Origin of the sequence: Collinsella sp. AF31-11 (genome assembly GCF_003475605.1) — a bacterium.
Lineage (GTDB): Bacteria > Actinomycetota > Coriobacteriia > Coriobacteriales > Coriobacteriaceae > Collinsella.
Genome location: NZ_QRQS01000012.1, coordinates 54,436 through 69,410, shown reverse-complemented (window position 1 = coordinate 69,410; position 14,975 = coordinate 54,436). Strand labels below are relative to the sequence as shown.

Annotated in this window: 11 protein-coding genes; 7 read left to right on the top strand and 4 right to left on the bottom strand. The window is 59.9% G+C overall.

Annotated features, from left to right (window positions below; all coding sequences use genetic code 11):
• Positions 1-137 precede the first annotated feature (137 nt).
• A complete protein-coding gene (locus tag DWZ22_RS08505) occupies positions 138-806 on the bottom strand; it encodes a hypothetical protein (protein WP_118405910.1) in 669 nt (222 codons plus the stop codon).
• A gap of 468 nt (positions 807-1,274) precedes the next feature.
• Between DWZ22_RS08505 and clpB the strand changes: the two genes are divergently transcribed.
• The 3 genes from clpB (at position 1,275) to DWZ22_RS08490 (ending at position 5,741) form a co-directional block, all read left to right on the top strand.
• On the top strand, positions 1,275-3,902 hold the full coding sequence (gene clpB / locus DWZ22_RS08500; RefSeq protein ID WP_118405909.1) for an ATP-dependent chaperone ClpB: 2,628 nt from the start codon (positions 1,275-1,277) through the stop codon (positions 3,900-3,902).
• A 133-nt stretch (positions 3,903-4,035) separates the two neighbouring features.
• The gene (locus DWZ22_RS08495; RefSeq protein WP_233546479.1) at positions 4,036-4,230 is read left to right on the top strand and encodes a hypothetical protein; all 195 of its coding nucleotides are present in this window, start codon (positions 4,036-4,038) and stop codon (positions 4,228-4,230) included.
• Positions 4,231-4,388: 158 nt separating this feature from the next.
• Positions 4,389-5,741, top strand: coding sequence for an ATP-binding protein (locus tag DWZ22_RS08490; RefSeq protein ID WP_118405908.1), 1,353 nt, complete (start codon positions 4,389-4,391; stop codon positions 5,739-5,741).
• Positions 5,742-5,814: 73 nt separating this feature from the next.
• Here the strand turns inward: DWZ22_RS08490 and DWZ22_RS08485 are convergent, their stop codons facing one another.
• The 3 genes from DWZ22_RS08485 to DWZ22_RS08475 form a co-directional block, all read right to left on the bottom strand.
• A complete protein-coding gene (locus DWZ22_RS08485) occupies positions 5,815-7,311 on the bottom strand; it encodes a hypothetical protein (protein ID WP_118405907.1) in 1,497 nt (498 codons plus the stop codon).
• 243 nt (positions 7,312-7,554) lie between these two features.
• A complete protein-coding gene (locus DWZ22_RS08480) occupies positions 7,555-8,562 on the bottom strand; it encodes a DUF5692 family protein (protein WP_118405906.1) in 1,008 nt (335 codons plus the stop codon).
• Between the two features lie 63 nt (positions 8,563-8,625).
• Positions 8,626-9,288 (bottom strand): TetR/AcrR family transcriptional regulator, encoded by a 663-nt coding sequence (locus DWZ22_RS08475; protein ID WP_117735392.1) that lies wholly within the window; start codon positions 9,286-9,288, stop codon positions 8,626-8,628.
• 188 nt (positions 9,289-9,476) lie between these two features.
• On the opposite strand from DWZ22_RS08475, the gene DWZ22_RS08470 reads away from it, so the two are divergent.
• The 4 genes from DWZ22_RS08470 (at position 9,477) to DWZ22_RS08455 (ending at position 14,963) form a co-directional block, all read left to right on the top strand.
• Positions 9,477-12,254: an FAD-dependent oxidoreductase gene (locus DWZ22_RS08470; protein ID WP_199583481.1), complete on the top strand. Its 2,778-nt coding sequence runs from the start codon at positions 9,477-9,479 to the stop codon at positions 12,252-12,254.
• A gap of 89 nt (positions 12,255-12,343) precedes the next feature.
• The gene (locus DWZ22_RS08465) at positions 12,344-12,763 is read left to right on the top strand and encodes a hydrogenase maturation nickel metallochaperone HypA (protein WP_118405905.1); all 420 of its coding nucleotides are present in this window, start codon (positions 12,344-12,346) and stop codon (positions 12,761-12,763) included.
• Positions 12,764-13,136: 373 nt separating this feature from the next.
• Positions 13,137-14,126, top strand: coding sequence for a PTS sugar transporter subunit IIB (locus DWZ22_RS08460; RefSeq protein ID WP_118405904.1), 990 nt, complete (start codon positions 13,137-13,139; stop codon positions 14,124-14,126).
• 18 nt (positions 14,127-14,144) lie between these two features.
• Positions 14,145-14,963, top strand: coding sequence for a PTS mannose/fructose/sorbose transporter subunit IIC (locus tag DWZ22_RS08455; protein WP_117735395.1), 819 nt, complete (start codon positions 14,145-14,147; stop codon positions 14,961-14,963).
• Positions 14,964-14,975 lie beyond the last annotated feature (12 nt).

The window sequence follows — 14,975 nt, the reverse complement described above, 5'->3', positions numbered from 1 at the left end:
CTTGCTTGATGCCGCCTCTTTTTATTGGGGCGGCTTCTTTTTGTCGAAAACCACCACAAAGGGGACAGGCACCTTTGTGGTGGTGGGGACTAGCTCGATGTTGTTGTGATCGTTGAGCGGCATGTTAATGGGCGTCCCTACAGGATTTCATCCAAGCCGGGAGTCTTGGTTGTTTTGGGGATGCCGAGTTTGGATGACGCGAAATCGTCAACATTGTCCTTGATTCCGTCTCTGGTGTAGACGGTGATCATATAGGTGCTGTGTCCGAATTCGCTCTTGTCGCGTATTGCCCAGGCCTGCCAGTAGGCGGCCCCACTTCGCCCTTTGATTTTTCCGACACGGCGGAGTTCTGTTCGCTTTAATTGCTGGTCGCTATCGATGGTTCGACCGGCCTCCTCGGTGAGCCCGCACTGCCCAAGTAGCTTGTCAAGGACTTGGTTCATGTGGCGCTCGTCGGTGTTTGGCATGTAGTCGTAGACGAGGGTGACGGAGGAAAGCGGCTGGTCGTCGATCAAATAGTTTATCGGCTGAGGTTCAAGGCTGAAATGGGGGAAGCATCCATCAATCGTTCCGAGCAGCGGTAACTGTGACCGCCAAATTCCGGTGGGAATTCCATCTTGGTAAAACACGCCGCGACAGATAAAGGAGAGCGAGGTGGCACGCGAGCCAGCGTCGACCATTCCGCATAAATCGAAGGGCGAGGTGATACCAAGGGAAAAGGGCGTGATGACGATAAGGAAGAGCATCACGATGGGTACGGCGAGAATGGCGATGACGTTGCGACCGGTGGGATGAGACGGCTTCATATGCGCTCCTCGAGACAAAGAGCAGACAAGCTCGATGACAAATGAATAATCTCAGCTAACGATTCAATTTTAATCTCATAACGTGTGACAGCTGGCCGTCGAAACTGAGAACCACCACAAAGGCGCCTGTCCCCTTTGCGGTGGTTCTCGGTTTGTCTCGATCTGTAACAGTTAGACCCTAATTTGCCGAGTAGATGTTACAGATTGAGACAAACTGTTGCCGCTGGTCATTTCGTCTCGATCTGTAACATCTAGGATTAAAAATGGCTGCTAGATGTTACAGATCGAGACGGTAGTGCGCCTGGGCAGCGGCGGGCTGACATCTCAGTACCCTATCCATTAATCACTCAGAAAATCTTATATACAGAGACTTAGATTTGTGTATAAGATCGCGTAAAGCTGGCAACAATACTTCTCGAACAACGTGAAGCCGCCCCGTAGGGCGGCCGCCCCAAGAGAGGTGATTCCATGAGAATCGATAAGCTAGCAATGACGTCGCGCGAGGCGTTACAGACCGCCATGAGCACGGCCGCCGACGCGCAGGCCGGCGCGGTGGAGCCGATTCACCTGCTGTCTGCCCTGCTCGGTGCCGGTGAGCGCAATATCTCCGTGATCATCGAGCGCATCGGTGCCGACCCGGCCCAGCTTGCGCGCTCCACCCAGGACGCCATCGACCGCGCGCCCAAGGTTTCGGGCGAAGGCCAGCAGATGGGCCTGTCCAACGAGCTCGTCCGCGTGATCGAAAAGGCCGAGAAGAAGGCCACCAAGATGGGCGACAGCTTTGTGGTGACCGAGCATCTGCTGATGGCGCTTGCCGAGGACAAGGGCGAGGCGGGTCGCGTGCTGCGCGACGCCGGCGTTACCAAGGAGCGTATCGAGCAGGTCTACGAGGAGCTGCGCGGCGATGACCGCGTGACGTCTGCCGAGGACAAGACCCAGTTTGAAGCGCTGGAGCAGTACGGCCGCAACATCTGCGACCTCGCCCGTGCCGGCAAGCTCGACCCGGTCATCGGTCGTACCGACGAGATTCGCCGTACCATCCAGGTTCTGTCCCGCCGCACCAAGAACAATCCCGTGCTCATCGGCGAGCCGGGCGTCGGCAAGACGGCCATCGTCGAGGGCATCGCCCAGCGTATCGTGGCCGGCGACGTGCCGAGCACCCTGCGCGACCGCGACCTCATCGAGCTCGACATGAGCGCGCTGGTCGCCGGCGCCAAGTACCGCGGCGAGTTCGAGGACCGCTTGAAGGCCGTGCTCAAGGAGGTGCAGAAGTCCGAGGGTAAGGTCATCCTGTTCATCGATGAGCTCCACACCATCGTGGGCGCGGGCGCTACCGAGGGCTCCATGGACGCCGGTAACATCCTCAAGCCGGCGCTCGCCCGCGGCGACCTGCACGCGATCGGCGCGACCACGCTCGACGAGTACCGTAAGTACATCGAGAAGGACGCGGCGCTCGCCCGTCGTTTCCAGACCGTAATGGTGAGCGAGCCTACCGTCGAGGACACCATTTCGATTCTGCGTGGTCTGAAGGAGAAGTACGAGATTTTCCACGGCGTGCACATCACCGATAGCGCGCTCGTGGCCGCCGCCGACCTCTCCGATCGCTACATCGCCGATCGTTTCCTGCCCGACAAGGCCATCGACCTGGTCGATGAGGCCGCAAGCCGCCTGCGCATGGAGCTCGACAGCATGCCGGTCGAGATTGACGCCACCACGCGCCAGCTCACCCAGCTGCAGATCGAGGAGCAGGCGCTCATGAAGGAGACCGACGATGCCTCCAAGGAGCGTCTGGACGCCCTGCGCCAGGAGATTGCCGAGGTCCAGGAAAAGCTCAACGTGCAAAAGGCCGGATGGCTCAACCAAAAGAACGCCATCGATCATGTTCAGGAGCTCAAAGGCCAGCTCGATGAGGCCAAGATCGAAGAGGAACGCGCGACGCGCAACGGCGATCTGGGCCGCGCGTCCGAGCTGCGCTACTCCGTGATTCCGGGTCTGCAGCAGCAGATTCAGGATTCCGAGGCCGCGCTCGAGGCGCAAAAGGAGCAGAACGGCGAGGGCCTCAACGAGCAGGTGACCTCCGACGAGATCGCCGAGGTCGTGAGCGCCTGGACCGGCGTGCCCGTCTCCAAGATGATGCAGGGCGAACTCGACAAGCTGAAAGGCCTGGAGGGCGAGCTGCATAAGCGCGTCATTGGCCAGGACGAGGCTGTCTCCGCCGTCGCCGCAGCTGTGCGCCGTAGCCGTGCGGGCCTCTCCGATCCGGACAAGCCCATCGGCAGCTTCTTCTTCCTGGGCCCCACCGGCGTGGGCAAGACCGAGCTCGCCAAGGCGCTGGCCGAGTGCCTGTTCGATGACGAGCGCGCGCTCGTGCGCATCGACATGTCCGAGTATATGGAGAAGTTCAGCGTCCAGCGTCTGATCGGTGCGCCCCCGGGATACGTGGGTTACGACGAGGGCGGCCAGCTCACCGAGGCCGTGCGCCGTCGTCCATACTCCGTGATCTTGCTCGACGAGATGGAGAAGGCTCACCCGGACGTGTTCAATGTGCTGCTGCAGGTGCTCGACGATGGCCGTCTGACCGATGGCCAGGGCCGCCAGGTGTCCTTCAAGAACACGATTATCATCATGACGAGCAACGTGGGTTCCAAGGCCATCGTCGAGCTTTCGGGTAAGGACGAGGAGGAGATGCGCCATCAGGTTGACGCGGCCATGGCTCAGACCTTCCGCCCCGAGTTCCTCAACCGTATCGACGATATCGTGGTGTTCCATCCGCTCGGCATGGCGCAGATCGAGAAGATCGTCGACATCCAGCTTGCCGACGTCCGCGCACGCCTGGCCAACGAGCGCATGACGCTTGCCATCACCCCGGCGGCCAAGCAGATGCTCGCCGTGGGCGGCCTGGACCCCGTGTTCGGTGCCCGTCCGCTCAAGCGCCTGGTCCAGCGCGAGGTCGTGGACGCCATCGCCGCCGCCATCATCGACGGCACGGTGCGCGAGGGCGATCAGGTGACGGTCGATGTCGACAAGGACGGCGGCTTTACCGTCGTGTGCGACAACACGCCGACGGCCACATACGAGGTCCCCGACGCCGAGTAGATTTTCGGGACATGCCTTAAAATCTACCAGCCGTCTCTAAACGCCAAGGGCGGCGGATCCAATGGGTCCGCCGCCCTTTTTCGTGCGACAATCGATGATGTTGAGCATGAGTACATGGCGAGGAGATATGCAGATGATAGACAAGAATAAGACAAGCGCGCCGGCGACCGATGCCGCACCCGCCACACCCAAGCCTGCGCCTAAGCCGGTACCCAAGCCGCGCGACCCCTACATCCGTGCCGAGAACGAGGACGACGACGGCTACGATCCCTACAGCGATCGCCGCCCCGAGCGCGAACCTCTCTTCGAAGCTGACCCCTGGCGTTAAGTAGCTAATTTGGGTGTCGCGGGCTGCTAGTCTTGGACCTTGATGCTCGGCAACAGTAAAACTTGATTTTCTATTAATCAAGTTGCACGTAATCTTGCTCTTTTACTAATCAAGAATCAGTATAATTTTGATTAGCTAGAGAGCAAGATTGGAGAATCATGGCATTCAACGACTTGATCGCCCAGAAAATAAAGGACTTTGAACAGCAGGGGGTTCCACAGGTCTTTGAGCGAGACCTTGATCTGGGAAACCCACAGGAGCCAAAGCGCGACAACATCGTAAATGTGGTTGTGGGGGCCCGCCGTTGTGGAAAGACGTATCGCCTGTATCAGGAGATGCTGCGGCTTCGGGGCCGGGGCGTCGAGCTTGACCGGATGCTTTACTTTAATTTTGAGGACGAGCGCTTGCGCCCGTATGAGCCATCGCTGCTGGCGGACGTGCTCGACACGTTCTATGCGCTGCATCCTGCTGCTCGAACCGAGGGCGCTTACATTTTCTTTGATGAGATCCAGGAAATTCCCGAATGGGGTGCGTTTTTGCGGCGTGTAGTCGATACGGAGAAAGCGACCGTCTATGTGACGGGATCTTCTTCTAAGATGCTGTCCTCAGAACTTAAGAGCGAGTTCAGGGGTCGTTCTCTTATACGAGAGCTTTTTCCGTTGAGCTTTTCGGAATACGTTCGATATAAGACGGGGAGCGTTTTCGAGCCAGATGCGACCTTTTCCCCAAGCGATGCAGCGCTGCTTCGACACCATCTGATCGGATATCTTGAACGAGGGGGATTCATCGCGACGCTTGAGCAGACGCCCACAGACGCGATTCAGCTGCTACAGGAATATGCTTCGCGAACGGTCGCTATGGACGTCATTGAGCGTTACGACGTCAAGAACCCTCGCCTGGCATCGCTGTTCCTAACGCGGTGTATGGCATCTTCGGGACGAGAGCTGTCGGTGAACAAAGTGTACAACGAGTTCAAGAGCAGGCAGATACCCGTCAGTCGTAATTCGCTCAGCGACTTACTTGAGTATTATGAGGATGCCTACCTGCTGTTCTCCGTGCCGGAGTTCACGCGTTCACTGGCAAATAACATGCGGTCTGCGTCTAAGGTCTACGCTGTCGATCCCGCGATGTTTGGAGCATTCTCTCCCGCATCGGCATTGGACCAGGGCCAGAGGCTCGAGACCGCAGTGTTCAACGCGCTAAGAAGAAGGACTCCCGCGGTGAGGATCGGATCGGTCTGCCGCCTGCTGATCAAAGAGAAGAGCAAAAGCCATGAGGTGGACTTTGTGGCTGGGGACGCACTTCTCATGCGGGCTTATAGCCTGATCCAGGTTAGTGTGGAGATGGCAAGTGAGAAAACGCGCGAGCGCGAAATTGCCGCGCTTGATGCCTCGATGGCCCAGTTCGATCTTGGTGAGTCGGCAATCGTTACCATGGATGAGCAGGCCGATATTCCATGCGAGCACGGTGTGGTACACGTTGTTCCCGCATGGAAGTGGCTCCTTGCCTAATCATCTACGGATCTGTGGGGCCAGGACCTCCTGGCCCCTTCATCACGGTTGGGGAGCACCATGATGCGCCCGGCTAGTCCTGGGCCTTGATGCTCGGCAGCAGAATCTGGGCGAGGTAGTCGCACTCGAGCTTGGTGGCAGCGTCGGCCTTGCCGTCTTTGCCGACCAGCACGTTCTTAATCTGGCTGTAGGTGTAGCGGTTGCCGGTCGTGAGCTCGACAAGCTCAATGGCCGTGTCCATGGGGTAGGTCGACACGGGATTCTGCGTCCGCCCGTTGATGGTCTGGGGCACCACATACGGATAGACGGGGCCGCTGGCGTAGACCGTGTAGCCGTTACCAAGGTTTGCCGTGCCCAAAACCGTATCGCCCTCATCGGGCGTAAAGCTCTCGCCGTCGCGCACCGCGACGAGCGTCACAATCGGCGTATTGCTGTCGCCGGCAAGATAGATGCACAGCGTGCTGCCGTTTTGCCAAGTTGCGACTTTGCCGTACCACTCAACGGGAATATCGAGCTGATACAGGTTCGTTGCCTTATGCCGAGCATCGGCGTCGCGGGCTGCCTGCGCCTCGCTTGCGCTCACGGCGTTGGCGGCGGCATCACGGCGAGCGGTTGCCGCCTGCTGAAGTATCTTGGCGGCCGCGGCAGAGCTACAGCCGCCCTCCTCGGCATATTTGGCGGCGGCATCGATCTGGTCGTCGGTTACCGTGTCGGCCGAAGGCACCTTGAGCTTAAAGGTAGCCTGGGCACTTAAATCCTGTCCATCGCTCTTAACGGTGACCTGCGTCTTGGTGGTCGGGACGGTATAGATGGTGCCGTCGGCCGCGATGGGGGAGGCAGCGATGGAGAGCGTGTAATCGCCGGGCAGCAGTTTGATGCCGCGGCCGTGCTCGTCAACATAGAGCGTTTCGCTCACGGAGGAGGCGTCAGAATCCTGCCCACTCACCTGTACGGGAATCTTGGAGCCAGTGGAACAGTCGAGGCCAGCGGCATGCACGCCAATCTGCACTGACATCATCGTGTGGGAATTGGCGGCGACAGCGGCAGCCTGCTCTTGCTGATATCCGTTCCAGGCAGCATAGCCTGCACCGCCGGCGACGAGCGCGACGGCCACAACGCCGGCAACCATTAGGTTGCGGCGCTTGGGCGACATCTTACGATGACGAACCTCGGCTTCGCGTGCCGAGGGAACGGACGGCAGGGGAATATCGCCCATGGCGATGGTCTCGTCCACGGCTGGTGCGGAATCTAGGCCAGGAAGCTCACGGGTCAGCGAATCCTCGGCTGGCAAGCTGTTGAGCAAGACGGTTTCCTCGCCCGTGTCGGATTCGGGCTGGTTGCCGGCCTCGCTTTCGGTGTCTTCGTGATCTGCCTCATCTTCGGCAGGCTCAACGTCGTCTGCATCCTGATCATCGGACTGCGCCTCGGCTTCCGGCTCATCCTGCACGTCAACGTCCGAATCGTCAAACGCAATCTCATCGAGTGAAATCCGGTCTAAGCTCTCCAAGGCCTCAGCGCAAGCTTCTGCATCTTGGGCCGCGTCCTCTTGGCCCCTCGTCTCATCTTTCATATATCCCCCAAGCTCAATATCGGGACAACAATGTACCCAAAATTGGAGCCAGATAGAGCTGGCGTGCGGTCGGAAATATGATTTTATCTGCGCGATACATTGTGAATATGTGCGTGAATGCACGCGCGGCAGCAAAAAGCCCCCGGAAAGCGGACGATTCGCTTTCCGGGGGCATGCAATACGTTGCATTGCGCGGAGTCGGCCAGGCGACTTCACATTCAAGCGGCGTTTGCGTCAGGCACGTTACTCGGCGTGCGCGTAATCGACCTTGGCGCGGCGGGCGGTAGCCTTCTCCCAGTCGCTGGTGCCCTCAAAGACATCCTGCTTGTAGGGATTGCGGCCGAGCTTCTTGGCGCGGTAGGCGATGTAGATGATCGCGGCGATGTTGGCGATCAGCGCGACGACCGAGACCGCGGTGGCGGCGCCTGCGTCGAGCGTGGAGTGGGTCACAAAGATGGACTCCTCCTGGAAGTAGGGGAACACCTGGGCAAACATGCACCAAATGGCCAGCGTAAAGGCGCGGTTCTGAATCCAGCCACCCTTGTTCCAGATAAAGGCGGCGACGGTGGGCGCCAGCAGCAGCGCAAAGCCGCAGAACCAGGAGTGGGTGGGCAGGCAGTTGTAGGTGTAGCAGAAGTTCCAGATATCGTAGGCGATGATGTAGACCCAGGTCATGTCGGGCCACAGCATGTCGGTCTGGTCCTCGGAGGCGTAGACGCTCCACCAGCCGGTCATGCAGAAGATGTTGATGATGCCGGCGATGCCGTTGAACACGTTGTTCCAGCCGGCCAGCTGCGTGGCACCTTCGGAGGTGACCCAGGTGGACTCGCCCAGGACAAAGAAGTGATAGGCGCTCTCAAAGTCGGACACGACGGCGATCATGATGTTGATGGCGACGATCACAAACGGCCATGCGCGGAACCAGTGCGCCTTGCCGATCTTGCCCCACTGGTACTTAATGGCAATGAAGCCCCAGCAGCCGGCGAGCGCTGCGTACACCTTGGCGTAGTGGAACCAGCTGTTCTGGTACACATGGGTGGGGTTGGCGAGCGCCCACTCGGCACCCTGCGAAACGCCGATGGCGATGGCGACGCAGTAGATGGTCATGGCCAGCGGAGCCACGCCAAAGATGATGGCCGCGCCGAGCTTGGTGCGGCGGCCGACCTCGTTGAGCACGATGAGGCCAATAAAGACCATGGCCCAGCCGGCCCAGTGGATAAGGGTATTGCTACCCCAAACATCGAACAGCATGCTGCTCTCCTTTCACACGCCCGCGGCCCCTCTTCTGATCGCGGGCAGTTTGGCCAAATGTCGTCAGTTCTGGGGCTTGCGCTCCGGATACTTGGCGGTATAGCCCTCGATATGGAGTGTCGAGGCGATGATTTCCTTGACCGTCTCGTCGGGCACATCGGGGTGCGTGCGGATATACATCAACAACCCCATGATGAGGGTGTAGAACGTCTCGTAGACATGGTCAATGCGGAGCTCATGATGGGCGACAAAATCCACCACGGTGGTGTCGCAGATGTATTGCGCCACGCGCTGGACCACGTTGTGCAGAAAGCCGCCGTAGAGCGCGCCGCTGCTGGAGGTCAGGGTGCTCGGCAACTCGTGGCCGCTCACGACCAGGCGTTTAAAGAGCGGAGCGACGGTGTCGAGTGCGCCTTCGATGTCGCCAACCGTGCGGCTGGCGTTCCACTGTTCGAGCTCGGCGATAAAGCCGTCGATCGCCTCGTCCATAACGGCGGTGACGGCGGCGTCCATATCGGCAAAGTAGTGGTAGAACAGTGAGCGCGTGCAGCCAGCCCGCTTGGTCACGGCCGATACCGAAAGATGGGACACGCCCAGCTCAGCGCTCACGGCGCTCACGGCGGCGAGAATCTCGCGTCGGCGCTCGTCACCCGTCAGGCGCTTTGCCGTGCTGTCGGACGCGAGAACGGCATCAGCGACAGAGATGTTTGCCGTGTTATCGCTCATACGTTTGCCGCCTTTCATCCGTTTGGGCCCGACCGCTCGCCTAACAGTCTTGAATATTGTTGACGGTTCGTCAATACTGTTTTTGACACAATGTCAACAATAGCGGGTGAACGGCATGGGGGCATGTCGAGCCCGTACAAAGAGGGGCGCCGCGGTCTCGCCGGGCTGTGGCAAGAGAAGGGACGACTATGATTCTCAACGGACCGGGGATTAGCTATACCGAGCCCGATATCGGAGCGGAGTTTGTGCCGCCGCTGCCGGAGCATCCGCGCGAGGCTATCGTCAAACTGTGCGAGCACTGCACCAACCGCCTGTTGCACCGCGACGAGCTGCTGGGCTACGAGTACTGGTCGTTTGCCGAGGCCGCAACCGACGAGCAGGCCGAAGTGCTCTGCAAGATGAAGATGCGCCGTCCCTATACGCTGCCCGAGATGGTCAAGCTCACCGGCATGCCCGAAGCCGATATCGAGAAGATGCTCGACGACATGAGCTACACGGGTCTGCTCGAGTACAACTGGGAAAACCCCGAGCGCGCCAAGCAATGGGTGTTGCCCATGCTGGTACCGGGTTCTGCCGAGTTCCTCAACATGCGCGTGAGCCAGCTCGAGGAGCATCCGGTCTATGCCAAGTTCTTTGAGCAGGCGTCCAAGGGCCCGCTGTCCCGTGCTACGCCGATGGTGCCGCCCGGAGGCGCCGGCATCGGCATGCATGTCATTCCCGTCGAGAAGGCCATCGACGCCTCGAGCACCTCGGTGCCGATTGAGCATATCGAGCACTGGCTCGATAAATACGACGGCAAGTATGCCGCGAGCACCTGCAGCTGCCGCGCGAGCCGTCGCGTGATGGGCGAGGGCTGCGCCGACGATCCACGCGACTGGTGCATTGCCGTGGGCGATATGGCCGACTACGTGGTCGAGACCGACCGCGGCCACTATGTGACGCGCGAGGAGGTCTACGACATCCTGCGCCAGGCCGAGGACAACGGCTTTGTGCACCAGATTACCAATATCGACGGCGAGAACAAGATCTTCGCCATCTGCAACTGCAACGTTAACGTGTGCTACGCCCTGCGCACCTCGCAGCTGTTCAACACGCCCAACCTGTCGCGCTCTGCCTATGTCGCCAAGGTCGAAAAAGACAAGTGCGTGGCCTGCGGTCGCTGCGTTGAGGTATGCCCGGCCGGGGCCGCCAAGCTCGGCCAGAAGCTCTGCAGCAAAAAGGCGGGCGGACAGGTGCCCGAGTATCCGCGCCAGGAGCTGCCCGATGCCACCAAGTGGGACCACACCAAGTGGTCGCCCAACTACCGCAACGACAACCGCATCGAGACGCATGAGTCCGGCACGGCGCCCTGCAAGACGGCCTGCCCCGCGCATGTCGCTGTTCAGGGCTATCTGAAGCTTGCGGCGCAGGGTCGCTATGACGAGGCGCTGGCGCTCATCAAGCGCGAGAACCCGCTGCCCGCAATCTGTGGCCGCGTGTGCAACCGCCGCTGCGAGGACGCCTGCACCCGTGGTCGCGTGGATGCCGCCGTGGCGATCGACGAGGTCAAGAAGTTTATCGCCCAGCGCGACTTGGATGCCGCGACCCGTTATGTCCCGCCCGTGGTGACGCCGACGCGCGCCGGCGGCTTCGATCAGAAGATCGCCATCATCGGTGCCGGTCCGGCCGGTCTGTCCTGCGCCTTCTATCTGGCCGAGAAGGGCTACAAGCCCGTCGTGTTCGAGAAGAACGAGCGCCCGGGTGGCATGCTCACCTACGGTATTCCCAGCTTTAAGCTGGAGAAGGACGTTATCGAGGCCGAGGTCGAGGTTATTCGCCTGATGGGTGCCGAGTTCCGCTATGGCGTGGAGGTCGGTCGCGATGTGACGCTCGACGAGCTGCGCGAGCAGGGCTTTAAGGCCTTTTATGTGGCCATCGGCTGCCAGGGCGGCCGCCTAGCCGGTATTCCGGGCGAGGACGCCGAGGATGTGACGGTGGCCGTCGACTTTTTGCGCGAGGTCAACAGTGGCAAGATCGACGCACTGCCCGGTCACACCATCGTGGTGGGCGGCGGCAACGTGGCCATCGATGTCGCGCGCAACGCCTGCCGTCTGGGATCCGAGCATGTTGAGATGTTCTGCCTGGAGAGCGAGGCTCAGATGCCCGCCAGCGAGGAGGAGCGTCGCGAAGCCATCGAGGATGGTGCTCACATCAGCTGCGGCTGGGGTCCCAAGGAGGTTCACCTGGACGATGCGGGTCGTGTGTGCGGCATCACCTTCAAGCGCTGCACGCGCGTCTTTGACGACGAGGGCCGTTTTGCGCCCGAGTACGACGAGAACGACCTGCGCCGCGTCGATGCCGACCGCGTCGTCATGTCGATTGGCCAGTCCATTGTGTGGGGCGACCTGCTGGCTGGCTCCAAGGTGGAGCTTGGCCGCGGCCAGGGTGCCCTTGCCGATCCGCAGACGTACCAGACCGCTGAGCCCGACATCTTTGTGGGCGGCGACGTCTACACCGGCCCCAGCTTTGCCATCGACGCCATCGCTGCCGGTCACGAGGCCGCTGTGTCCATCCATCGCTTTGTGCAGCCGGGCTCCACGCTCACCATCGGCCGCAACCAGCGCCGCTACACCGCGCTCGACCGCGACGATGTTGTGATTGAGAGCTATGACAACGCGAGCCGCGAGGTGGCACGTGTCGACCGCGAGCGCGAGAAGGCTGCGCCCTTTAGCGAGTACGTCGAGACCTTTACCGAGGAGCAGGTGCGCGCCGAGACCGCTCGCTGCCTGGGCTGCGGTGCCTCGATCGTCGACCCCAATAAGTGCATCGGCTGTGGTCTGTGCACCACCAAGTGCGCGTTCGATGCCATCCATCTGGATCGCGACCGCCCCGAGTGCTCCACGATGGTCAAGTACGAGCAAAAGCTCCCCAGCCTCGGCAAGTACGCTTTGAAACGCGCGATCAAGATTAAATTTGGGAAGAAGTAAAAGAAACTAACAAGTTAGTGAGCGGCGCGGAGCGTCGCTCACTGACGTTTAGTTGACATTGCATCAACCGTTGTTGAAAGGTTTCTACCTTGCACGAATTGGGAATCGTTTATCACATCATTCGCGATGTCGAGAATGTGGCGCGCGCCAATGGTGTGAGTCGCGTTTCGAGCGTGACGCTGCTCCTGGGCGAGGTCTCGGGCGTCGTTCCCGATCTGCTGCTTGACGCTTGGCGTTGGGCGGCAGATAAAAAGCCCATCGCGCAGGGCGCGGAGCTTATCGTGGAGCCCGTCGAGGCCGTGACGCATTGCGACGCGTGCGGCTGCGACTACGCGACGGTCGAGCACGGCAAGACCTGCCCCCATTGCGGTAGCGGCGAGACCTATCTGCTGCAGGGCCAGGAGGTCATGATCAAGCAGATCGAGACCCCCGACGAGGACCCGACAGACGCTGCCCCCGACGGCCTCTCCGACGCCGTCGACGCCGCCAACCCCCTCCACATCGCCTAATTTAGTCGTTGGGGACGTTCTTAAACGACTAGTCATTAAAGAACGTCCCCAACGACTACTTTGCTAGAGCATATTTCTTACCATTAGTCAAGCACCATCTGTTTAAACGAAATGGCCTCAACCCGAGCACATTTGTGTCTGTTTAAAACCGGCAATAATGAACAGCGTGCTCAATTCGGTCATGTAAATAGATCAGCTATCAATCCTCAGCAGCAAATCAGTCAAAATACTGGAATGTAATCAGCTTGTAACAAAACAAGACGTTTAAACAAATAATGCTAGCTTTTACAGTTTTTCATATAATTCTGCTGTATTTGCAGCTATACTCTTTTTTGTCGTGTAGGAATTACGTAGACAAAAAGGAGGTTATGTGATGGTAAGTATTGTTCTTGCTAGCCATGGTGACTTGGCGGCTGGAATCAAGCAGACGGGCTCGATGGTCTTTGGCGATCAGCCGTCTGTAGCCGTGGTCTCGCTCGAGCCGAGCATGGGCCCCGACGACTTCCGCGCCAAGGTCGAGGAGGCAATCGCTTCCTTCGAGGACCAGGAGCAGGTGCTCTTCCTCGTCGATCTGTGGGGCGGCACGCCGTTCAACCAGATCAGCGGGCTCATCGAGGGCCATGATTCCTGGGCTATCGTCACCGGTGTCAACCTGCCTATGCTCATCGAGGCATATTCGCAGCGCTTTGACGCAAAGAACACTGCACATGCGATCGCAAAACATCTCGTGACTGAGGCTAAGGCCGGCGTGCGCGTCAAGCCCGAGTCTCTGGAGCCCGAGGAGAAGAAGCCGGCTGCGGCCGCTGCTGCTCCTGCAGGCGCCATCCCTCCGGGAACGGTCATCGGCGACGGGCACATCAAGATCGCCCACGTCCGTATCGACACCCGTCTGCTTCATGGTCAGGTGGCCACCACGTGGACCAAGCAGATCAACCCCAACCGCATCATCGTGGTTTCCGACGGCGTTGCTCACGACGAGCTCCGAAAGACCATGATCGAGCAGGCTGCCCCTCCGGGAGTCCATGCCAACGTTGTGCCCATTAAGAAGATGGCCGAGGTCGTCAAGGACACGCGCTTTGGTGACACCAAGGCCATGCTGCTCTTTGAGAACCCGCAGGATCTGCTCAAGGCCATCGAGGCCGGCGTCGATATCAAGGAAGTCAACATCGGTTCTATGGCTCACTCCAAGGGCAAGGTCGTCGTCACCAACGCTGTCGCTATGGGCGATGACGATGTCAAGACCATCGAGGCTCTCAAGGCCAAGGGCGTCAAGTTCGAGGTCCGCAAGGTTCCTTCGGATTCCTCCGAGGATCTCGAGGCCATGTTGAAGAAAGCTAAGGCCGAACTGGCCGCTCAAGCATAGTAAAGGAGGGTCCGATACATGTCCGCGCTTACTATTGTTCTAATCGCGATTATCGCGCTGCTTGCCGGTATGGAAGGCGTTCTGGATCAGTTCCAGTTCCATCAGCCGCTCGTTGCGTGCACGCTTATCGGTCTCGTAACCGGTCACCTTCAGGAGGGCATCCTCCTGGGCGGTTCGCTTCAGATGATGGCCCTTGGTTGGGCTAACGTCGGCGCCGCCGTCGCACCTGACGCCGCCCTGGCTTCTGTCGCATCTGCCATCATCATGACACTTGCCCTCAACGGCGGTGTTACTGATTCCGGCAAGGCCGTTACCGCCGCCATCGCCGTCGCCGTGCCTCTGTCCGTCGCCGGCCTGTTCCTGACCATGATCTGCCGTACCCTGGCCACCGCTATGGTCCACGGCATGGACGCCTGCGCCGAGAAGGGCGACTTCGCCGGTATCGAGCGTTGGCAGTACGCTGGCATCCTCATGCAGGGTGTTCGTATCGCCATCCCGGCAGTGCTTTTGTGCATCATCCCGGCCGAGGCCGTTACCAACGCGCTTAACGCTATGCCCGACTGGCTGTCCGGCGGCATGGCTGTCGGCGGCGGCATGGTCGCTTCCGTCGGTTACGCCATGGTCATCAACATGATGGCCACCAAGGAGACCTGGCCGTTCTTCATCCTCGGCTTCGTCCTGGCTGCCATCCCTCAGCTCACGCTGATCGCCCTGGGCCTCATCGGCATCTCCCTCGCCCTCATCTACCTTGGCCTTAAGGACCTGGCCAAGCAGGGTGGCGGCATGGGCGGTGGCTCCGGCGACCCGCTCGGCGACATTCTGAATGACTACGAGTAGGAAGGGAGTGAT

What these genes read in the sequence shown, in the direction of transcription:
- DWZ22_RS08505 (WP_118405910.1), bottom strand. Translation starts at nt 806, where the DNA reads ATGAAGCCGTCTCATCCCACCGGTCGCAACGTCATCGCCATTCTCGCC.
- clpB (WP_118405909.1), top strand. Translation starts at nt 1,275, where the DNA reads ATGAGAATCGATAAGCTAGCAATGACGTCGCGCGAGGCGTTACAGACC.
- DWZ22_RS08495 (WP_233546479.1), top strand. Translation starts at nt 4,036, where the DNA reads ATGATAGACAAGAATAAGACAAGCGCGCCGGCGACCGATGCCGCACCC.
- DWZ22_RS08490 (WP_118405908.1), top strand. Translation starts at nt 4,389, where the DNA reads ATGGCATTCAACGACTTGATCGCCCAGAAAATAAAGGACTTTGAACAG.
- DWZ22_RS08485 (WP_118405907.1), bottom strand. Translation starts at nt 7,311, where the DNA reads ATGAAAGATGAGACGAGGGGCCAAGAGGACGCGGCCCAAGATGCAGAA.
- DWZ22_RS08480 (WP_118405906.1), bottom strand. Translation starts at nt 8,562, where the DNA reads ATGCTGTTCGATGTTTGGGGTAGCAATACCCTTATCCACTGGGCCGGC.
- DWZ22_RS08475 (WP_117735392.1), bottom strand. Translation starts at nt 9,288, where the DNA reads ATGAGCGATAACACGGCAAACATCTCTGTCGCTGATGCCGTTCTCGCG.
- DWZ22_RS08470 (WP_199583481.1), top strand. Translation starts at nt 9,477, where the DNA reads ATGATTCTCAACGGACCGGGGATTAGCTATACCGAGCCCGATATCGGA.
- DWZ22_RS08460 (WP_118405904.1), top strand. Translation starts at nt 13,137, where the DNA reads ATGGTAAGTATTGTTCTTGCTAGCCATGGTGACTTGGCGGCTGGAATC.
- DWZ22_RS08455 (WP_117735395.1), top strand. Translation starts at nt 14,145, where the DNA reads ATGTCCGCGCTTACTATTGTTCTAATCGCGATTATCGCGCTGCTTGCC.